At 44.7% G+C, this 21,869-nt stretch carries 19 protein-coding genes; 8 read left to right on the top strand and 11 right to left on the bottom strand.

The window, feature by feature from the left end; translation table 11 throughout:
* Position 1: 1 nt before the first annotated feature.
* Positions 2 to 1,024 (top strand): 4-hydroxythreonine-4-phosphate dehydrogenase PdxA, encoded by a 1,023-nt coding sequence (gene pdxA / locus BBC0178_RS04330; protein WP_078040360.1) that lies wholly within the window; start codon positions 2 to 4, stop codon positions 1,022 to 1,024.
* Entirely contained in the window at positions 1,014 to 1,844 is an 831-nt protein-coding gene (gene rsmA / locus BBC0178_RS04325; protein ID WP_078039336.1) for a 16S rRNA (adenine(1518)-N(6)/adenine(1519)-N(6))-dimethyltransferase RsmA, read from the top strand. The genes pdxA and rsmA overlap by 11 nt, the downstream gene beginning before the upstream one ends.
* Positions 1,845 to 2,718: 874 nt before the next feature.
* Here rsmA and gmk read toward each other — a convergent pair.
* The 11 genes from gmk to BBC0178_RS04270 all read right to left on the bottom strand — a co-directional run bounded on the left by gmk (position 2,719) and on the right by BBC0178_RS04270 (position 15,722).
* Positions 2,719 to 3,387 (bottom strand): guanylate kinase, encoded by a 669-nt coding sequence (gene gmk, locus BBC0178_RS04320; RefSeq protein ID WP_078039335.1) that lies wholly within the window; start codon positions 3,385 to 3,387, stop codon positions 2,719 to 2,721.
* A 57-nt stretch (positions 3,388 to 3,444) separates the two neighbouring features.
* Positions 3,445 to 4,332: a YicC/YloC family endoribonuclease gene (locus BBC0178_RS04315; protein ID WP_078039334.1), complete on the bottom strand. Its 888-nt coding sequence runs from the start codon at positions 4,330 to 4,332 to the stop codon at positions 3,445 to 3,447.
* A 10-nt stretch (positions 4,333 to 4,342) separates the two neighbouring features.
* Positions 4,343 to 5,209 carry an IclR family transcriptional regulator gene (locus BBC0178_RS04310; RefSeq protein WP_078039333.1) on the bottom strand — a complete coding sequence of 289 codons (867 nt, stop codon included), beginning with the start codon at positions 5,207 to 5,209 and terminating at the stop codon, positions 4,343 to 4,345.
* A 93-nt stretch (positions 5,210 to 5,302) separates the two neighbouring features.
* On the bottom strand, positions 5,303 to 6,595 hold the full coding sequence (locus BBC0178_RS04305) for an MFS family transporter (protein ID WP_078039332.1): 1,293 nt from the start codon (positions 6,593 to 6,595) through the stop codon (positions 5,303 to 5,305).
* 84 nt (positions 6,596 to 6,679) lie between these two features.
* Positions 6,680 to 8,425 carry a thiamine pyrophosphate-binding protein gene (locus BBC0178_RS04300; RefSeq protein WP_188317771.1) on the bottom strand — a complete coding sequence of 582 codons (1,746 nt, stop codon included), beginning with the start codon at positions 8,423 to 8,425 and terminating at the stop codon, positions 6,680 to 6,682.
* Positions 8,426 to 9,841: 1,416 nt separating this feature from the next.
* Positions 9,842 to 10,822 (bottom strand): endolytic transglycosylase MltG, encoded by a 981-nt coding sequence (mltG, locus tag BBC0178_RS04295; protein ID WP_225868361.1) that lies wholly within the window; start codon positions 10,820 to 10,822, stop codon positions 9,842 to 9,844.
* Positions 10,823 to 11,381: 559 nt separating this feature from the next.
* Positions 11,382 to 12,644, bottom strand: a complete 1,263-nt coding sequence (gene fabF / locus BBC0178_RS04290) for a beta-ketoacyl-ACP synthase II (RefSeq protein WP_078039331.1) — start codon at positions 12,642 to 12,644, stop codon at positions 11,382 to 11,384.
* Between the two features lie 105 nt (positions 12,645 to 12,749).
* Positions 12,750 to 12,986 carry an acyl carrier protein gene (locus BBC0178_RS04285; protein WP_075870044.1) on the bottom strand — a complete coding sequence of 79 codons (237 nt, stop codon included), beginning with the start codon at positions 12,984 to 12,986 and terminating at the stop codon, positions 12,750 to 12,752.
* Between the two features lie 366 nt (positions 12,987 to 13,352).
* Entirely contained in the window at positions 13,353 to 14,090 is a 738-nt protein-coding gene (gene fabG / locus BBC0178_RS04280) for a 3-oxoacyl-[acyl-carrier-protein] reductase (protein WP_077971010.1), read from the bottom strand.
* 15 nt (positions 14,091 to 14,105) lie between these two features.
* Entirely contained in the window at positions 14,106 to 15,050 is a 945-nt protein-coding gene (fabD, locus tag BBC0178_RS04275; RefSeq protein ID WP_077971008.1) for an ACP S-malonyltransferase, read from the bottom strand.
* 87 nt (positions 15,051 to 15,137) lie between these two features.
* Positions 15,138 to 15,722, bottom strand: coding sequence for an undecaprenyl-diphosphatase (locus BBC0178_RS04270; protein WP_078039330.1), 585 nt, complete (start codon positions 15,720 to 15,722; stop codon positions 15,138 to 15,140).
* Between the two features lie 337 nt (positions 15,723 to 16,059).
* Here BBC0178_RS04270 and rpsF point away from each other — a divergent pair, with 337 nt between their 5' ends.
* The 6 genes from rpsF to BBC0178_RS04240 all read left to right on the top strand — a co-directional run bounded on the left by rpsF (position 16,060) and on the right by BBC0178_RS04240 (position 21,867).
* On the top strand, positions 16,060 to 16,470 hold the full coding sequence (gene rpsF, locus BBC0178_RS04265; RefSeq protein ID WP_077970990.1) for a 30S ribosomal protein S6: 411 nt from the start codon (positions 16,060 to 16,062) through the stop codon (positions 16,468 to 16,470).
* Entirely contained in the window at positions 16,470 to 16,718 is a 249-nt protein-coding gene (gene rpsR, locus BBC0178_RS04260) for a 30S ribosomal protein S18 (RefSeq protein ID WP_075870048.1), read from the top strand. The genes rpsF and rpsR overlap by 1 nt, the downstream gene beginning before the upstream one ends.
* 119 nt (positions 16,719 to 16,837) lie before the next feature.
* The gene (locus BBC0178_RS04255; protein WP_078039329.1) at positions 16,838 to 17,818 is read left to right on the top strand and encodes a hypothetical protein; all 981 of its coding nucleotides are present in this window, start codon (positions 16,838 to 16,840) and stop codon (positions 17,816 to 17,818) included.
* 22 nt (positions 17,819 to 17,840) lie between these two features.
* Positions 17,841 to 18,449 (top strand): 50S ribosomal protein L9, encoded by a 609-nt coding sequence (gene rplI, locus BBC0178_RS04250; protein ID WP_078039328.1) that lies wholly within the window; start codon positions 17,841 to 17,843, stop codon positions 18,447 to 18,449.
* Between the two features lie 245 nt (positions 18,450 to 18,694).
* Positions 18,695 to 20,053: an SAM-dependent methyltransferase gene (locus tag BBC0178_RS04245; protein WP_188317770.1), complete on the top strand. Its 1,359-nt coding sequence runs from the start codon at positions 18,695 to 18,697 to the stop codon at positions 20,051 to 20,053.
* Between the two features lie 311 nt (positions 20,054 to 20,364).
* On the top strand, positions 20,365 to 21,867 hold the full coding sequence (locus tag BBC0178_RS04240; RefSeq protein ID WP_078039327.1) for a replicative DNA helicase: 1,503 nt from the start codon (positions 20,365 to 20,367) through the stop codon (positions 21,865 to 21,867).
* The last annotated feature ends 2 nt before the right edge of the window (positions 21,868 to 21,869 follow it).

Here is a 21,869-nt window from a genome sequence, read left to right as displayed (position 1 = left end):
GATGCCACCACTTGCGGTTAGTAGCGGTGATCCCGCCGGCATTGGACTGGAAATCGCTCTGAAAGCATGGTTATTGCGCCAATCTCGCGATATACCGCCATTTTTCGTCCTTGCTGATCCGGATATGACAAATGAGACCATATCTGCGTTAAAGTTTAATGTTCCTTTGAAAATCGTTGAACCCGACGCCCTGACAGGTGTCGTGTCGCTGTTTCATGATAATTTTCCGGTCCTCAAGCTCGATAACCGCCAATCCGGTAAACCCGGTCATCCGTCTTCAAAAAACGCCGCCGGAATTGTCGAGGCAATCGAACGGGGTGCCCACCTTGTTAATGCCCATAAAGCCTCTGCACTTGTTACCTGCCCGATAGCAAAAAATGTGCTTTATGATGCCGGTTTTCATTTCCCTGGTCATACAGAATATTTGGCTCATCTCGCAAAACAGATGAATGGGAAGACATATCAACCGGTCATGATGCTTTGGGGGCCAGAGTTAAAAACAATACCTGTAACAGTCCATATTCCACTTCAAAAGGTTCCCGGTTCTCTCTCGGAAGACCTTCTGGTTAGTACCGGTCTCATCGTCGCCCATGATCTGCGTAAACGATTTGGGATCAATAAGCCGAGACTTGCTATAGCGGGTCTTAACCCTCATGCAGGTGAACGGGGGGCAATGGGAAAAGAAGAAAGTACTATAATTGAACCGGCAATAGAAATATTGCGTTCCCATGGCATTGATGTTACCGGCCCTTTCCCCTCGGATACGATGTTCAACGTCAGAGCAAGAAAAAATTATGATGTTGCACTATGTATGTATCATGATCAGGCACTCATACCGGTGAAAACAATCGGGTTCGATGATACGGTGAATGTTACTTTAGGATTGCCCTTTATTCGTACTTCACCGGATCATGGAACAGCCTTTGACATAGCTGGTAAAGGGATAGCTTCACCGGACAGTTTTATTGCTGCATTAAAACTTGCTCAAACGCTTGCAACAAATGCCCGCCATCATGACAATTGACTCACTTCCACCGCTGCGAGAAATTATCGCGAAATTCGGTTTGCAGGCTAAAAAATCGCTTGGCCAAAATTTCCTTTTCGATCTTAATTTGACATCCAAAATTGCCCGGCAAGCCGGTGATCTTTCTGGCAAACCGGTTCTGGAAATCGGTCCTGGCCCGGGTGGTTTAACACGCGCTTTATTGGCTCAAGGGGCTATTGTTACTGTTATAGAGCGCGATACACGATGTGTTGGTGCTCTCAAAGAAATCTCCGGGATTTATCCTGATAAACTTCGCATCATAGAGGGAGACGCTTTAAAACAGAATTTTAATGCCCTTTTCAACACAAACGAAAAGCCTGCAATTGTTGCCAATCTTCCTTATAATATCGGAACAGAACTTTTAACACGCTGGCTATTAACCGAACCTTGGCCGCCTTTTTATAAATCCATGACATTGATGTTTCAAAAAGAAGTGGCTGAACGTATTGTCGCTCTTCCTGACACACCTCATTACGGACGGCTCAGCGTTCTTACCGGATGGCGGTCTCTTGCACGAATAGCATTCGACGTTCCAAGACAGGCATTCACACCACCGCCCAAAGTTACATCTTCTGTTGTTCACATCGTTCCTTATCAAAATCCGCTCTCCTGTTCATCGCGCAATCTGGAAAAAGTCACCAGAGCGGCATTCGGACAAAGGCGCAAAATGCTTCGCCAAAGTCTGAAATCTCTTGGCGGAGAGTTGTTATTGGAAAAAACCGGAATTGACGGAACAAGGCGTGCTGAAACACTTGAAATAAAAGAATTCGTCGCCCTTGCCAAAGCGCTAGAGACTTGAAAATAAATCAATTTTCAAGACCACGAGCAAAAATCACCCTCTTATGTATCATCGTTCAGAGCTGGTAAATCAGAACTCGACAGAAAATGACGTGGAAAGTTTTCATTTATTTCTATTTTGCCTGCCAAGACAAGTAGGAAAACGTGAACAAGGTGAATAAGCGTAACTGGAACAATTTTGAAACCAAATTATAATAACAGCAACACAAAGCTTTATTGAATTTCAAGGCGAAAAATATTTTCGTTGCGCAATCTGGATGGTTATCGCCTATATCTTTGCTACCATAGAATATCCGGCCTACCAGCGACGAGAGATTGACTAAAAAGCCACTTTGCTAGATAGCCTTACCCCACTTTAAACATGCAGGAATTCACGAAGCGCCCTCTTCAAACGTCACTTTCGGAAAAGAATGAATGTTCATTCATCGTAATACTGCTATGTGCCGATCGTCGTTTCGCAATTTGTCGGCTGGAAAAGCATCAATTGTTTGAGCTAGATTTGTCAGGGATATGAACGTCAGGAAAAATCATACTATTCGCCGAAAAGAGCAGACACTGAACCGGACTTTTGTTTGAACACACGGTTGTCATCATTTGACAAAGCCCCAGACATTACACTCATATTCTCATAATCAGAGTACCGTCATAGCAGAAGATTAAGCCGGAAAATTTTCAAATGGACAGACAAAAAAGCTAGAAATCTTTGATTTTTTCTTCCCCTTTTGAAGAGAAAAATCGCGTTTTTACATCATCGCGTGCGAATGAAATATCTTGATACCATCGCGAAAACTCGGGACAAAGAAAGTTATAAGCGCCTGACGGAAATTCCGTCGTCGGGGTTAAGATTTTTACTTAAAGATTATTTCTTCAAGAATTTATTCGATCTTTTCATCCAGCAAACTCTTTACGAACGAATCGATATAGAGACAGCGCCGGCGTTTTATAGCCTCGGCAAGATGAATTGCTTTGATCAATGCAAATGATTGCTCCAAATCCTGATTGATAATGACATAATCATAGGATTTGAAGTGCTCGATTTCACCACGCGCATTATGGAGCCGTAAATTAATTACATCTTGTGAGTCTTCGGCTCGACGATTTAATCGTGATTTCAACTCCTTCATTGAAGGGGGCAGAATAAAAACCGAAACAACATCATCCGGCATTTTTTCCTGCAATTGTCTCGCCCCTTGATAGTCGATATCGAAGAGCATATCCCGCCCGCTTGCGAGAGCCGTTTCAATGGTTTCCCGCAATGTGCCATAATAATGTCCGTGAACTTCCGCCCACTCTATCAGCTCGTCATTATCGCGTTTTTGTTCAAACTCTTTTCGGGTTATGAAGTGATAATGAACGCCATTGACTTCGCTCGGTCGACGTTCGCGCGTGGTAACGCTGACAGACAATCCAAGATGCCCGTCTTCCAGCAATAAACGAGATAAAGTAGACTTACCGGCTCCCGAAGGCGAAGACAAAACCAATAATACACCGCGCCGTTTGCCGGTATTTTTCAGGTTGAGCGCGCGTTCAGTTGTATTTTCCATTCTATAATGTCCTCATCAATTATCTCGAAACAGTCGCATATCCCTCTTCTGTCCGCCCTATTCAACATTTTGCAGTTGTTCGCGAAACTGGTCAATAACGGTTTTCAAGGACAATCCTGCGGCAGAAAGGGAAGCTGTATGGGCTTTCGAACACAGAGTGTTGGCTTCCCGATTGAATTCTTGCGCCAAAAAATCCAGTCGTCGGCCCACAGGTTCATCCAGAGCCAATAGATATCGCGCTGCCTTTACATGTTCGTCGAGTCGATCAAGCTCTTCCTGAACGTCGACTTTGGTGGCAATAAGAACAGCTTCCGTCTCCAATCTTTGTGGATCGAGTTTGTCACTTGTAACAATGAGCGATTCAACAAGTGTCTTTAACCGCTCCTTGATAGCTTCTTGCGAGCGACAAGGGTCATTCCTTGCCTTGCTAACGAGATTTTCAATTTTATCTACTTGACCCGATAATATATTTTTGAGGCTATTTCCTTCGTGTTCACGGGCAGACCGGAGCTCTTGAAGGGCATTTTCGTAAGTTTCGATGATCGCTGTCTTTAAAACGTCGTTTTCCAACGTTTCATCCGTCGGCGTTCCATATTCCAGCACACCCTTTAACCCTAATAGACCATCTATCGTCGGCTTCTGGATCCCATGAACTTTTTCAAGCCCGGCAGATAATTTCAGTATCCAATCAAGATAATCCTGATTGATAACGGGGTGGTTATCACCCGTTTCAAATGTCACATTCAGAGAACAGGTTATATTTCCACGCGAAAAAACTTCGCCAGCTTTTTTCCTCAACTCGTATTCCACTGTGTCAATCGCAATGGTCGAGCGGAATCTCAAGTCGAGATTCCTTCCATTAACCGAGCGCGTTTCCCAAACAATGTTGGCATTTCCGGCCGATTTAGTTGTTCTGGCAAATCCCGTCATACTCTGCAATGTCACTAAACTCCTGTTAAATAGAGAATTTTTCGTCGTTTTCGATGTCGTTTATAAGACCAATGATTTTATTAGCTTTGATATTCATATAGCTGACAAGCATTGAGCACCGCTCTACATCCATACGGCTGTCGACAGCAGCGATGCTTAACGAACCCAATAGTTTGCCTGAGTAACTTGATAAGGGAATACCTACTGCGCGCATACCGGAAATATATAAACCCGGATTGTAGGCAAATCTTTTCTCGCGAGCTTCAGCGACAAATCTTTGAATGTCTTGCGATGTTATCTGAGGATAATTGGATAACCGTTTGGTATTACGCTTCATAACGTGCTCGCATTCTTGTGGCGGTAATGCAGCAAGAAGTGCAAGACTACCTGCCCCGATACCTAATGGCCTTCGATCGCCAACCGAGAGTGTCAACGTTTTAATCGGGTAATTTCCTTCACAGCGATTAACACATACAGCATCATCGCCAGACCTTATTTGCAGGTAAACAGTATCACCGGTCTCCTGCGCCAAGTCTTTCATGCTGCTTTCAGCAATTTGCGACAGGCAAAACCGCCGCGACGCTTTTCTTCCGAGGTCATAAAGAACGAAGCTCGGAAAATAACGCAATGTTTCAGGGTCTTGTTCAATTAATCCTTCTTGCACCATACCTGATAATAAACGATGTGTTGTTGAAGGAGATAGTTGGGTTTGATCGGCGACGTCTGCAAGTCGCACACCGTCAGTGGGATGATTGGCTACGGTCTTGAGTAAGGCGACTGTACGCTCTATTCCTTGATATTGATTTGGTGAAACAGCCATAGCATTCAAACGTGTATTAATGACCTCACGTTTGTATATGATCCAGGCAAAACACGCAATCATCTTAGCCATTACGACATTGAATCTTTAGCATGTTCGCTGGATCTTTTTAGCAATTTTGAATGGGGATAGTAACTCAACAAATGCATTCAAACAGGTTTTATATCAATAGATACCTTTACGCTGTAGGTAACCGTTTTTGCGTGAGTCTGGCATAGCCACGACCGCGATGAAGGTTATCACCATCATAAAAGTAACATACCAAAAAAATCCTCCTTCCATACCCGCAGATTTAAACCATAACGCCACATATTCAGCACTTCCTCCGAACAATGCATTTGCAATTGCATAAGGCAGCCCCACTCCGATTGCCCGCAAATGTGGTGGAAACAATTCAGCCTTAACAATGCCGCTAATGGAACTATACATACTTATCGCCACCAACCCAATCATAATGAGCAGGAACGCCGCAGAAACTGACTGGACGTGACCGATTAACGAGAGTAGTGGAACGGTAATAAATATTGAAATAGCGCTCCAAATCAACAGCGTTGTTTTGCGTCCAATTATATCAGAAATAAAACCGAATACAGGTTGAATTATCATACAACAGAGCAAAGCCCATGTCATAATGGTCGAAGCATCCATCTTGGAAAAATTCGCCGAGTTAACCAAGTATTTTTGCATATACGTCGTGAAAGTATAGAAAAACAGTGATCCGCCTGCCGAAATCCCCATTACACAAAGTATCGCTTTTTTATGCCCGCTCCAAAGCTTTATAATACTCCCTGCTTCATCCATTGTTCTTGTTTCTTGTGTTGATGTTTCATCGAGATTACGTCTCAATATAAGTGCAACAACTGCAAGCAAAGCCCCTATAATAAAAGGTATTCGCCAACCCCATTCATGTAACTGGTGTTCATTCAGCACCGTTTGTAACAAGACGATGGTTAATACAGCCGTGAGTTGTCCGCCAATAAGTGTGGTATGAAGAAAAGAGCTTAACAATCCTCTGCGACCCGAAATCGCTACTTCGCTCATATATGTCGCTGTCGTTCCGTATTCGCCTCCCACGGAAAGCCCTTGCATCAAGCGTGTTAGCAATAACAATATAGGTGCAAAAATACCAATTGATGCGTAAGTTGGCAAAATTGCAATGATGAACGAACCTGCGCACATCATTGTCACTGAAATCAACATCGATGTTTTTCGTCCAAACCGATCAGCTATTTTTCCGAAGAGTAAACCGCCTATCGGTCTCATCAAAAAACCCGCAGCGAAAATTGCTGCTGCGTTCAAGAGTTGAGTAGTTGTATCCCCATCGGGAAAAAATGAAGATGCAAAATATAAAGCAGAAAACGAATAGACGTAAAAGTCATACCATTCCACCAAATTTCCGGATGCACTCGATATTATAGCAACAATACTTTGCCGAGTTTCTTTAACATTCCTCGTCATTTATCCCTCCCCTGAGACGTATGGAAAAGCTTCCTCCTGCTTTTCCAAAACGTTCACTAAATCTATACCTCCAACAAACCCATGTCAGGCAATGCGATCGCCCTTTTTAATTGTGGCTGCACGATTATCGACACCGGGAAGCATTTTTGATGGATCTCTTGTTACAACGACATCAATTACAACAGGCCCTTTTGTGGACATTGCGGTTTTCAGCGCATTATGGATTTCGTTTGGATCTTCAACGCGTATGCCTTTACAGCCAAATGAATTTGCAACTGATGCAAAATCGACTTCATGTAAATCGGATGAATGATAATGTCCTGCTCCGTAAACGAGGTGTTGCAACGCTTTTACATATCCAGATGCAGCGTTATTGACGACAATAATTGTTATATCCAGGTCAAGTCTCTTAGCTGTTTCCAAATCTCCGATGACCATGCAAAAACCACTATCACCGGTTAAAGCCATTACCCTCTTCCCGGGCGCTGCCAATGCCGCACCTATTGCTCCTGGAAGACCATAGCCTATGGAAGCAAAACCGCGATCTGGCAAGAAACCGCGCCCGGCACGTTTTGTATCGTACAAAAGTCCGCTCCAATGTGCGGCGAAGCCGCCATCAGCGACAAGAATCGCGTCTTCCGGCAAAACGTTATTCAACTCGGTCATTAATCGAGCCATATTGATAGGACGTTCATTTGAATGGAGACGTTCTGATACTTCATTGCGCCAATTGGACATCCGTTCTATAACTTCATCACTATAAAGCTGCAATCGTTGATGTAAAGCGGAAGCCCCACTACCGATAGCCTCCAATAAATCTTCTAAACCGCAACGCGCATCCCCCCACAACTTCACATCGACATCTGTGGTGCGTTCAAATTCTTCAGCGACAAGATCAAGATGAATGATAGTTTTATCTTTTGGTAACAATGTGTAGCGTTTCGTCGCTATTTCCCCAAGCTTGCAACCAATTACAAACAGAACATCGGCCTCCTCAATCAGTTTATTTGCTATACGGTCATAACGACCGAATAACCCCGCGTTAAGTCGGTTTGTACAAGCAATCGAGCCTTTACCGGTTAAAGTATGGGCTACCGGAATATTTGTGGCTGATACAAATTTTGTCAGTTGTTCATTCGCACCCGAAAGGTGCACTCCTCCACCAGCGAGAATAAGGGGACGTTTGGCTTGCATAAGCAAAGCTGCGGCCTTTTCGATAGCTTTTTTGTCTGGCCGACAACGTAACGCCGGAATTGATTCATTTGCTATATCTACTTCAAAATCGGAGGGTGAAAACGTATAGTAGTCATGCATTATTTCTTCAGGAATATCGACCACAACGGGTCCTGGCCGTCCGGATGTTGCTATTGAAAATGCCCTACGTATGAGTTCGGGAATGCGCTCAATCATTTCAACACGAATAAGTTCTTTGCAAACTGGACGTAAAATATCGTTTTGCCGCACTTCTTGAGTCATGTTTTTCCATGAATGCAGGCGGTGCGTGTCTCCAATAATACACACCATAGGTGTTCCCGCATTCAATGCTTCACCAAGCCCTGTAACAAGATTCGTCGCGCCAGGTCCCAATGCAGCATCGGCCAATCCAACCCGTCCAGAAACTTTCGCATAAGCATCTGCGGCGAAAGCGGCGACACGTTCGTCATTTATTAAAAAATGTTGCAAATTCATTTTTCGGGCAGCTTCGTACATTGGTAAAAGCTGAAACCCACCCATTCCGAACATCGGTCCGCAATGAAAAGCTCTAAGCATTCTCGCAACAGCTTCCCCGCCCTGAATTTTTAAACCTTGTTTAATATTTTCTGTACTCATTCAAATGCGCCCTCCCAGACATTATTTTCATCTAATGAAAAATTTTTTCCGTCTAATAGAATATTATGAATAGATTTAAAACGTCAAGTTATTTTAATCCGGATAGCTGCATTCAACCGTCACTTGTCTTATGCCGTTTCCAGACGAACGAATTTTTCATGAATTTTCCAAAAATCCCAACCTATTTCAGTATGACAGCAATATTTCCGGGCAATTAATATCATGCATTTATTGCCGGGGAAGAATTGCTTCTAAACCATGTCATACAAGACTTATTTTCGCTTTAAGAAAGAATGAAGATCATAATTCACCCGTTTCCGGTTGCTCTTCGTCATTATATTTCCAGCTCATTTCACTCTATTTTTTGACAATCAGGAAAAAGGAAAATGAATTAGACCTTTCCATGCGACCATTCTGTTCATAAACATCGCATGAAAGCACCATTTCCAAAACCAACTGAGACTCTGGCTTTTAAATAAGACATGTTTGACTGCGTTGTTTGTGGACGCTTAATCCAATGTTTAGGCATTCAATCAAATTCGCCGGAGGGTTAGACGACGAATAAAAGCAGGTAATGAAAATGGATCATGCTAAATTGTCTTGAAATAGGTGTGAAGCAACACCGAACACATCTCGACAAAAAGATCTAACCTATAAAAATATCCAATTTGTCACGACTAACAAACCGAAGAACTCGAGCGAGAACCTCACATGACAGCATGTGCCTTGGCCTATGGTATAAATTGCCGCGACCCGATTCAAGCAAATCAGATCACATCACTCATTGCTGATGTTTCGGAAAATTCTAAAGGTGAACCAGATTTACGGAAATGCTGCCTTCAATCACCAATTTTCTGTATAAGGAAGAACCGGAAATGTTGAAAATATGGGGTATCGACAATCAATTCCAAACATACAAAATGGCCGGAATTCGACCTTATTGATTTGCTAAATTGGGTGCTCCTGGTTACATTTATTACAAGCAACCTTTAGACGGATGCGATCAATGCTTGTCACATAATAATCATATCGCATTTACGCAATAATTAATTAGTTAAGTTCAAAATGTATTTTTAAAAAATATTCTAAAATTAAAACAATCGACCGTACCTATACATTAGATACCTTGGACAATACAGTTTCAGGACGTAAATTTAATGTTTCAACGAATTTCAAAATATTATTCGAATTTCATGGAAAAATATTTTTAAAATTAAAATAATTCTCAAATATTATTTATATTTAAAATGAATAAATTAATATATATTTTTAATTAAATAAAATTTTATTATCTTTTTCTACAAAAATATTAAATACATATGATTTTAAAAAAGTTATAATTTTATTGATGTTTTAACAAAATATAATTATAGTAATATATCTCAATATATTATTTGTCTAACTCTTATCTTTATCTTATTCGTTCTTTTGCAACGCACGCCATTTGCGTACATTTGCATTGTGTTCTTCCAGCGTGTTCGAAAACACATGCCCGCCCGTACCGTCTGCGACAAAATAAAGTGCGTCCGTTTTTGGTGGATTCGCGACTGCTTCCAGAGCATCACGCCCCGGATTGGCAATCGGTGTGGGGGGAAGACCGTTAATCTTGTACGTATTATATGGCGTTTCTTTATCGAGATCGGACTGGTAAATCGGTCGATCGGATGGTTTTCCTTTTCCGCCAAACAGCCCATAAATAACCGTCGGGTCGGATTGCAATCGCATATTTTTTGCAAGTCTGTTAAAAAACACCGCAGCGACTTGCGGTCGTTCAGATGCAATGCCGGTTTCTTTCTCGACAATCGAGGCAAGTGTCACAAATTCATTGATGTTCTTGAGCGGTAAATCGGGTGCACGTTTCGCCCATATATCGGCGATGAGCTTTTGTTGGCCGTCCCGTAACCGCTTTATTATTTGTTCACGAGTCGTACCACGGGTAAAATTGACGGTATCGGCCATTAGACTACCCTCGGGAGGGAAAGTTTTTGGCAACTCGCCTACCAGAATATCATTGGCTGCGAGACGGTCAAAAACCTGCGCAACAGTCAACCCTTCAGGAACGGTGAATGAATGCTCGATTGATTTTCCGTTGACCAATATATCCATGATCGTCTTCATAGAAGCATGGGCAGGAATAGCATATTCACCCGCTTTCAGGAGCCGCGCTTTACCTTGATAATTTACTCCGTAAACAAAAATGTCGGCTGACCTTATCAGACCCTGTTTTTCAAGTATCGAAGCAATTTCCCTGATTCCCGCGCCTTGATTAATAAGAACCACATGGTCTTCGGTTAGCGGACCAACCGCTATAAACATATTTTTCCCGACATAAACCGGTATTGTGACCGCCAGAATAATGACGATAACCAGCATCAGAAAGAAATTACCAAGTATAATGAGCGGATTACGCGCAACTTTGGAACGGCTTGGTTTGGCCTTTACTTTTTTTTCGTCATTTTGCCGAGAATCATTGTCACCGCTACTTATTCCCTCTCCATCGTTGCCACTTGGCGTAGATAAAGCTGCCCCGTTATTTTTTTCGTGGACAGCGTCAAGTGGGGAAGATTGATCTTTTTCAGGAAGAGGTGATTGGCTCCCCGATATTTGCTCGGATGATTGTGGGCTTTCTGTCGCTTCTGTTTTTGATTGCGCGGGCGAGTTTTCGGGTTTCGATTGATCCAGCGGAGATTGGCCCGAATTGGTCTCGTCTTGTGGCGAATCCTCAACGATCAAGGAATGATCTTTCGCCGAAGGTGTTTTTGCCTCTTCAGATTGCGATGGTTGTTGTTCTGACCCGGATGACGAAATTTTACTAGAATCGGATGTCATCTTCTTTTCTTCGTCAGACATAAACGCACATCCTGTTTGCTATAAAAGGCTTGTCATTTCCACTTATCTCAAGATTGCGGCGAAATTTCAAGGCGTGCCAAATCGTGTAGATTTACATCAACATTTATTATTTTGAAAACCGGCGCATGATCAATGACGCATTGGTTCCACCGAAACCGAACGAATTCGATAGAATAGTATCTATCTTGCGTTCCCGCGGTTTGTGCGGCACGAGATCGATTTTGGTCTCGACAGATGGATGATCGAGATTGATCGTAGCAGGTGCTATGTTATCGCGAATAGCTAGAACACTGAAAATAGCTTCCGCAGCACCAGCTGCACCCAAAAGATGGCCTATTGACGACTTGGTCGAGGACATCGAAACTTCGGATGCATGTGCTCCCATGACACGTTCAACAGCAGCGAGTTCGATTGTGTCGGCCATTGTAGACGTACCATGCGCATTGATATAGTCAATTTCGGAAGGGTCAATGCCGGCACGTTTTATAGCTGCCCGCATACAACGTTCAGCCCCTTCACCGCTTTCGGATGGCGCAGTAATATGATGGGCATCGCCAGACAAACCATAGCCGATTACTTCCGCGTAGATTTTTGCCCCACGTTTTTTCGCGTGTTCGAGTTCTTCCAGAACGACGATGGCAGAACCTTCTCCCATTACAAATCCGTCACGATCAATATCGTAAGGGCGTGACGCATGTTCGGGATCGTTATTGCGGCCTGTCGAAAGCGCCTTACACGCTGCAAAACCCGCGAGCGAAATACGATTGACGGGCGATTCTGTTCCGCCGGCGAGCATAACATCGGCATCATCAAGAGCAATCAGCCGTGAGGCATCACCAATGGCATGAGAACCGGTAGAACAGGCCGTTACCACAGCGTGGTTCGGACCACGCAACTGATGTTTTATCGAAACATAACCGGATGCCAGATTGATAAGACGGCCTGGAATAAAAAATGGCGAGATGCGCCTTGGCCCTTTATCACGCAGCGTATATCCGGCCTCGACAATGCCTTCGACACCGCCAATACCGGAACCGATCATAACGCCGGTACGAATCTGATCTTCATCACTTGTTGGATGCCAACCTGCATCATCAAGTGCCTCGTCCGCCGCTCCCATTGCATAGAGGATAAACGGATCAACTTTACGTTGTTCCTTGGGTTCCATGTGAAGATCGGCATTGAACGTGCCATCCGAGCCGTCACCCAACGGGATACGGCCGGCAATTTGACACGGAAGATCATCGACATCAAATTCGGTAACACGGCGAACGCCGCTCTTACCTTCGAGAAGCCGCTTCCAGCTATGCTCGACGTCGCCGGCCAGTGGAGAAACCAATCCCATACCGGTAATGACGACACGTCTCATACTTCCAATTCCCAATCTTCTACAAACAAACCGGATTACCCGTTCTCTACGAGTAAAAAAGCAATGGAGACAAAAACTTTATATCGTTTCTGTCTCCCAAAGAAATCAGGCCGAAGCCTTGTCAATAAACTTGACTGCATCGCCAACGGTCAAAATGGTTTCGGCAGCGTCGTCCGGAATTTCTACACCGAATTCTTCTTCAAAAGCCATGACCAATTCTACGGTGTCAAGACTATCGGCACCAAGATCGTCAATGAAACTTGCGTTTTCGGTTACTTTATTTGCATCAACACCAAGATGTTCGATGACGATTTTCTTGACGCGTTCTGCTGTATCACTCATGTCGGATCCTCGACTTTTGTTGTTTCCCTGCCTTGGTTAGCGGCACGGGCTCATCTAATCAAGCAATAGATGCATTTACACCTATGATTTTTAGGTTTTCAAATGCATCCTGTGGATATCCCTCTCAAGGGATTAACCGGTTTTATGAACCGGCCTTAAAGGCGCCAATTACCATGCTCGGCGCCAAGACGCAAAGATATTTTAACGAATTTCGCGTCTTTATTTTAATTTTATGCCAAAATCCTGTGTTTCTCCTCGAGCAAAATTAAAAAAATCACAGACTTGGCATAAAATAATGCGTTTCCGCTTTGACAATATTCGCCTGCTTTCTTCGAATATGCATGCGAGTCTCGTTGCAAAGCTCTATTAGATCATAGCCATACCACCGTTTACGTGTAATGTCTGGCCGGTAACAAATGCAGCTTCATCGCTTGCAAGATAAATTGCCGCCGCCGCCACATCTTTACTTGTCCCCATTCTTCTCATCGGAATAGCCGACATAATTGTCTCTTTCTGTTTATCGTTGAGCTTATCGGTCATGGCCGACTCAATGAAGCCTGGAGCAATACAGTTGACAGTTACATTACGACTTGCAATTTCCTGCGCCAAGGATTTCGAGAATCCGATAACTCCGGCTTTTGTTGCACAGTAGTTTGTTTGCCCAGGATTGCCGATAACGCCGACAATAGAAGAAATATTAATAATACGACCATAGCGCCGGCGCATCATCGGATGCGTTAGGGCGCGTGTGAGAAGAAATACGGCGGTCAGATTAACCGCCAGTACATCATCCCAATCTTTGTCACTCATTCGCACAAAAAGCCCGTCACGGGTAATCCCGGCATTATTGACCAGAATATCGATCCCTTCCATCTCGCTTTCGGCTTTTTCAGCCAATTTGGCGATCTCTTCACGTTCCGACAGATTGGCGGGAAAAACAAAACAATTGTCACCCAGATCTTCAGCAAGACTTTTAAGCTTTTCTTCACGCGTACCATGAAGTCCAACAATAGCGCCACGTTCATGGAGTTGACGAGCAATTGCTTCTCCAATGCCGCCGGTTGCTCCGGTTACAAGCGCTTTGCGCCCTTTAAAATCAAACATTGTCAAATTCCCTGATTATACCCCTAGCGCTTTCAGCGCATTTTCTATTTCTTCCGCAGTGCCGACCGTCATGCCATTCAGATTACGGTCTATTCTTCTTGCAAGCCCGGTCAGCACTTTACCGGAACCAATTTCAAAAAGCGTATCGACATGATGGGCCGCAAACCATTCGATGGTTTCACGCCACCTGACACGGCCTGTTACCTGACGAACCAACAACTCGATTATTTTTTCAGGATCTGTTTCCGGTTCTACAGAAACGTTTGGAATAACAGGAACGACCGGCGCCAATTTATTGACGTCAAGAAGTGCATCATGCATCGCATCTGCAGCCGGTTGCATCAAGCTTGAATGGAACGGCGCAGAAACCGAAAGAAGAATTGCTCTTTTTGCTCCTTTTTCGGTTGCAAGCTTTACCGCTGCATTAACGGCTTTTGTAGCTCCCGAAATAACCAGTTGACCACCACCATTGTCATTGGCAATTTCGCAAATCCCCTCGCCCAGAACCGAACTACAAATTTCCGAAACGACTTCTTCTTCAAGACCGATAATTGCTGCCATTGCGCCCTCGCCTACAGCCACAGCTGCCTGCATAGCGTTTCCACGAATTCTCAAGAGACGCGCAGTATCGGCAAGACTGAACGTTCCGGCAGCGCAGAGCGCCGAATATTCCCCTAAAGAATGCCCCGCCACGAACGATACTTTGGATTTCAAATCGAGGCCGTTTTTTTCCAGCACCTTGATAACAGCCATGGAAACCGCCATTAGTGCCGGTTGTGCATTGGCTGTCAAAGTCAGCACATCTTCAGGTCCTTCGAACATGACAGACGACAGCTTCTCGCCCAATGCATCGTCTACCTCTTCAAATACAGCCCGTGCTTCGGCAAACTGCTCCGCTAGCGCTTTCCCCATACCAACGGACTGACTCCCCTGACCGGGGAAAGTAAATGCATAAACCACTAGAGTGCACTCCTTGGTTCAAAAAAAAACAAATATTATCCGGTCTTGGCCTATAAAAGCAACAAAAGTCAAGCCGGACATGGTTGACTAGACATCCAAATCCGTTCCTCTTCCTTTTGGTGAATAAGGTAACTGATAAACAAATTTGGGAACAAATGGCATAACAATATGAATGACAAACATTGCGATAACAAGTCCAAGAACTACACCGCCCAGAATATCCGACGGATAATGCACAGCTGTAAAAATGCGTGCCCAACACGTCAATAATCCGATTACAAGCCCAAATCGCGCGACGTGCTTATAGCGATAGAAATAAAGAGAGGTTACGTAAATTGTGAAAATTAGCGCGTGATTACTGGGAAACGAGGCATTTTCTTTATGTTCTATCAGAGCTTTCGCGATTCCGGCCACAAATGGGCGGGGTCGATAGCACAAATGTCCTATAACGAAACTAAAAAATAAACCGATCACGACGGCGAAGGAAATTGCAAGCGCAGTCTGGCGTTCTCCGCGCCCTCCCAGAAACCACAATATTATCAAATGAAAGGGGATGAAATAAATCAGGAATTTTGCGCAAATTATCCCGAAATATGCCATAATTGTCGGGGTTTGAGGCGTTGCAGCGAGAAAGTTGAAAATGAGAATATCGATATTTTCCAGAAATGCCATTTTGGCCTAACTCCGAATTTTGGCAGTTTGCAATTTCGCCACTCATATATCGACATCATCATTCTTCCAAATAAAAAACAGTTTTCAACCGCTTCCTTCTTGCTATTTTTACAAAATGACTGTAGAAACCGCCCGTTCATTGTCGGCATTTGGCCGGGGGTTGAACGGAGGGTCGCGTTTTCAAGCGACAGGAAACATTAATGTTTCAAGCCTCCCGTGTCTCCGCTCTCGAATGTCTCGAAACACGCGTCCTTTCTTCTTCGGGTTTACCGAAAAGGCAAGTCGCAGAGGCTCTGCGCTAGAAGTCGACAAAGATTAACCGAAGAAAGGCAAAACAATGGCTCTTTATGAACATGTGTTCCTTGCCCGACAGGATATTGCACCGCAACAGGTTGACCAGCTTGTAGAACTCTACAAGGGCGTTATCGAGGCCAATGGCGGTAAAGTCGGGCGTATTGAAAATTGGGGATTACGCACCCTCACCTATCGTATTCGCAAGAATCGCAAAGCCTATTACACTTTGATGAATATTGACGCTCCCGCTGCAGCCATTGCAGAAGTTGAACGTCAGATGCGCATCAATGAAGACATTCTCCGTTATATGACCATTCGCGTTCACGAGCTTGAGGAAGGCCAGTCAGCTATGCTATCCCGCCGTGACCGTGATGATCGTTATGGTAAAGATGACGAGCGTCCCCGTCGTTCGCGTCGCTCACGCGATGATGACAATAATGAAGGAGATGAATAATGGTTGATATTAGTCAGATTCCAACCCGTCGTCCTTTCCATCGCCGTCGCAAGACCTGCCCGTTTTCAGGTCCGAACGCACCAAAGATCGACTATAAGGATGTGAAACTTCTTCAGCGCTATATTTCCGAGCGCGGCAAGATCGTTCCTTCACGCATTACTGCAGTGAGCCAGAAAAAACAGCGTGAATTGGCAAAAGCCATCAAGCGCGCCCGTTTCCTTGGCCTTCTGCCTTATGTTGTGAAATAAGTAATTTTGGCAGCCGGCTTGACCGGCTGCTTTTCCCCTGCTTTCGGTGCAGGTTCAAATAAAACCGGAGTTGGAGCAGTCATCTTAGCCCCTAACTGCAAAGGCAGGACAGCGAATCAATGTTTCAAAAAAAATCGTATACATTTCCGGCAGGTATTTTGGGCGGGCTGTTTGCTGCTGTCCTTGCAACGGCTATTATGAGCTTTTTTACGGTTTTCCCGCCATTTGCATTGTTACTCGGTTGCTTTATGTCGCTACCGATTTTCATCGTGGCCTTTGGTTGGGGCACGGCTGCCAGCATCATTTCTCTTGTTACAGCAGCAATCGTTCTGATATTTGCGCAAAATTTCTATATCGGGCTTGGCTTTACATTGCTGTTTTTCCTTCCCGCCGTCTATGCATCCTGGCTATTAGGGCTTGCCGAAATGGACGAGGATGGTCATGCCATCAAATGGTATCCGCTTTCGTCAGTCATATTTTTGTTGACCGGCTTTATCTCTATTATATGTGTTTTCATTGGCACAATCTTATACAATAACCCGACCACGCCGATCATTGCCGGTGAAATTGCAAGTTTCGTCACAAATTCCTTGCGTGAAACCAATTCTGCAAGCGAGGCCGACATCGTCACCTTCCACGACTTTCTGGTAAACAATATCGTTCCATTGTTATCGAGTAGTCTGGCCACTTACGGGGTGCTCTTTCTAACCGGAAATTTGTATTTTGCGCTTGTCGGTGCACAACGCATGAAACGGCTCGCCCGCCCGCGCGATGACTGGCCGAAAAAATTTCGTCTGCCATTGCCTGCACTGATCATTTTTATTGTCGCCTTTGGCGCCACGTTTTTCCAATTGGGGACATTTCTCAATCTGTGTGCATTGGTCTTCAACACGACTTTTACATTGGCAATTTCGATGACCGGACTTGCCTATTTACACAATCTGACACGCGGCATTAGTGGACGCATTTTTATATTGGGATTCGTCTATATTGCCCTTTGCACTTTCATATTCGCTGTTCCGGTATCGCTCATTCTTCTTCTGATGGGAATCTGGACAACCATTCAAGTGAGCCGTCAACACGGCCAACCCAAACAATAAATGCAGCTGAAAGGAATTCAAAATGGATGTTATACTACTCGAACGCATTGCCCGTCTCGGCCAAATGGGTGATACTGTCTCTGTGAAAGACGGCTTTGCCCGCAATTTCCTTTTCCCGCAGGGAAAAGCCTTGCGTGCCAACGAGGCCAACAAAAAGAAATTCGAAAACGAGAGAGCACAGCTCGAAGCCCGCAATCTTGAACGCAAGAGCGAAGCCCAACAGGTTGCCGACAAGCTTGACGGCAAGACATTCGTTGTTATCCGCTCTGCCGGTGAAACCGGACAGCTTTATGGTTCTGTTTCGACCCGTGACATTGCCGATATTATCACTTCGGAAGGTTTCACAATTATTCGCACGCAGGTTGAACTTAATCACCCGATCAAAACAATCGGCCTTCATAATGTTGCGGTTAATCTTCACCCTGAAGTACAGGTTAATGTGACCGTCAATATTGCCCGTTCTGCCGAAGAAGCCGAACGTCAGGCTGCCGGTGAAGATTTGACTTCGATCGAAGCAATCTATGGCATTGAGGAAAAACCGCTCTCGGAAGAAGTTTTCGACGAGGAAGGTGCCGAACACGAAGCCGAGAAAAAGGCTGAGGAAAAGGCCGAGGAAAAAGAAGCCGAATAAGCATTTACCAGCTTATCGGGACACAATTGTTATAAGTGCGACGCACTGCCCCAGTAATTTGGAACAGTTGTTCCTTGACATGTCAAAAAAAAATGAACACACCCGATCTTCTGGTCGGGTGTTTTTTTTACAAATTGGCACTATAAACGCCACGTTGGACGGAATAGATTTTCGTGAACTTTGATAGACGCTTGTTTGTGCATAAAAGTCGGCCAAATTATTGATTGAAAGATGGGACTCGATAGATGTTTGCTTTATTGAAGACGGCTGCCAGCCACATTATTACGAAAGGTAATTTGACAATTACCGATTCACGAGGGGTCACATACCAGTTCGGTGACCAGACGGGCAAGCCAATTCAAATACGCTTTACATCAGCAAAATGGGAACGCGAAGTTGCTCTCGACCCTGCTTTGAAACTGGGCGAAGCCTACATGAATGGCGGGTTCGAGTTTATTAAAGGCGATATTTATTCGTTGCTGGAGACAATCTTCGAAAGCACGGGTCCGATCGCAGAAAACCAATTGTGGATGAAAGCATTTTCCTTCATTCGCACGGCGACAAAACGATTCGTACAGATGAATACGTTACGTCGTTCGGCAAAAAACGTCGAACACCATTATGATCTGTCCGGCAAACTTTACGAGATGTTTCTTGATCCCGATCGCCAGTATTCCTGCGGTTACTTTGAAAATCCGAATGTCAGCCTTGGCGAAGCACAACTTGCAAAAAAGCGCCATCTGGCGGCAAAGCTTCAGGTAAAAGAAAACGAGAAACTTCTCGATATCGGTTGCGGCTGGGGCGGATTGGGACTTTATTTCGCACGGGTTCTTGGTGCAAATGTCACAGGTGTCACGCTTTCTCATGAACAGCATGGTATCGCCAACCAGCGCGCCAAAGATATGGGACTACAAGATAAAGCCAAATTTTTGCTGCTCGACTATCGCAAGCTTGATGATGCTTTTGATAAAATCGTCTCGGTGGGTATGTTCGAACATGTCGGTATCGGCCATTACAAAGAATATTTCGACCACGTCAAAAGATTGTTGAAGCCGGATGGACGTTTTGTTCTCCACTCGATTGGCCGTTCCGGTGAACCGGGTGCTACCAATCCGTGGATTGCCAAATATATTTTCCCCGGTGGCTATATTCCCTCATTATCGGAAGTCATTCCCGTTATTGAAAAAAGCGGTCTGATTATCACCGATATAGAAATATTGCGTTTGCATTATGCCGAAACATTGAAAGCTTGGCGCGAAGCTTTTCTTGCACATTGGGACGAAGCCAAGGCACTTTATGACGAACGTTTTTGCCGGATGTGGGAATTTTATCTTGCGGCATCAGAAAGCGCTTTCCGCTGGCAAGGCATGATGGTTTTCCAGATCCAGCTCGCTCACAAGCAGGATGCGGTCCCCTTGACACGTGATTACATTGGCGAGGAAGAAGCCAGACTCAAAAAAATTGATGCCGACCCCAATCTTGAAAAATCCGAAGGCAATGTAAAATCCGCGACAAAAACTGTTGAAAAAAAAGGTGATGGTGCCACTTCCCAAGCGCCCAAGTCGCGCCGCAAGACAACGACCTCTCAAAAAGACAAGAAATAGCCTGTGCAAAGTCGGTTTCCCCTGTTTTGCTCAATATTGGGCAATCCGATATTGGACAATCCGGTCTGATCTATCGGAAAATGCTATATATCCGGATATATCAAGCGTTTTCGGCGTTCGAAATGCGCTTTCCGGATTTACGCTACATAGGATAATCCTATCGACACAACAGCAAAAGCCTTTGTAAAAAATTGATCCGACCGCATAAAAGCGCATTTATCTGGAAAAAAAAGTGGCAGTCCCTACCCTGAATGGGTTAAAGTGGTGGGGTTTTCCAATTCAATAAAATTCAGGCGAGCAGCAATAGACTAATGTCAGAAGCAAAAGTTCTCAATATCGGGCAGACCAATGGTGACGAGGCACTCCCGTTCAGGCAGATTCCGCATAATATCGAAGCGGAACAAGCTCTTCTCGGTGCAATTCTCATCAATAATGATGCGCTTGACCGCGTATCCGATTTTTTGAAGCCCGAACATTTTTTCGAGCCATTGCATCAAACGATTTTTGCTGTTTTGAGCGAGATGATCAAAAATGGCAAGCTTGCCAATCCGGTCACAATCAAACCGTTTATTCCGGCCAATGAAAAAATCGGTGACATGACCGTTTATACCTATGTTGTTCGGATGGCGACGGAAGCTGTCACCATCATCAATGCAGAAGATTATGGCCGTGCCATTTATGACCTTTATACACGACGCTCTTTGATTGATCTTGGTAACGAGATTGTCAATACCGCATATGATGCACCGATTGATCTTACCCCTTCGAAACAAATCGAAAATGTCGAACAAAAACTGTTCACACTTGCCGAAACCGGCAAATATGGCGGTGGCTTTGAAAGTTTCGATGATGCGGTAAAAAAAGCCATCGATATGGCCGGAGCTGCCAAAAAACGTACCTCTCGGCTTTCCGGCATTCCAACACAGCTCAAGAAACTCGACGAGCAAATGGGCGGCTTGCAACGTTCCGACCTTATCATCCTTGCCGGTCGTCCGGGCATGGGTAAAACGTCGCTTGCAACCAATATCGCTTTCAATATTGCCAATGCCTATATCAAAGCGAAGGAAAACAACCTTCCGGCAGAAGAAAATGAAGGTGGAATTGTCGGTTTCTTCTCGCTCGAAATGTCGTCGGAACAATTGGCAACACGTATTATTTCCGAGCAGGCAGAAGTATCTTCGTCAAAAATCCGTCGCGGTGATATTACCGAAGACCAGTTCGCCAAGCTTCTCCATTCAATGACGAGATTACAAAAAGCGCCGCTTTATATCGACCAGACCGGTGGCATTTCGATTGCGCAGCTTTCAGCCCGCGCGCGGCGGCTTAAACGCCAGCATGGCCTTGATGTTCTGGTAATTGACTATGTTCAATTGATGACCGGCGTTTCGAAACGCGCGTCAGAAAACCGCGTGCAGGAAATAACCGAAATTACGACCGGTTTGAAGTCGCTTGCCAAAGAGCTCAATATCCCCATCATTGCCTTGTCGCAGCTTTCCCGTCAGGTTGAGGCACGCGATGACAAACGCCCGCAACTTTCCGATCTTCGTGAATCCGGTTCTATCGAACAGGATGCCGATGTCGTGTTGTTTGTTTATCGCGATGAATATTATATCAAAAACAAAGAGCCGAAGCTTGGTAGTGAAGAGCATTTGAAATGGCAAGCCGAGATGGAAGAAGTCTTTGGCAAGGCCGAGGTGATTGTGGCCAAACAACGTCATGGACCGACAGGAACTGTAAGATTGGCGTTTCAGGCCGAATATACCCGCTTTTCCGATCTTGCTGAAAGTGACAAGTTACCGGATCAATTCGGCTGATC

Origin of the sequence: Ditibartonella apihabitans (assembly GCF_002007485.1) — a bacterium.
In the GTDB taxonomy this organism is placed as follows: domain Bacteria; phylum Pseudomonadota; class Alphaproteobacteria; order Rhizobiales; family Rhizobiaceae; genus Bartonella; species Bartonella apihabitans.
The sequence above is the reverse complement of the archived record's forward strand: the minus strand, read 5'-3'. Positions and strand labels throughout refer to the sequence as shown.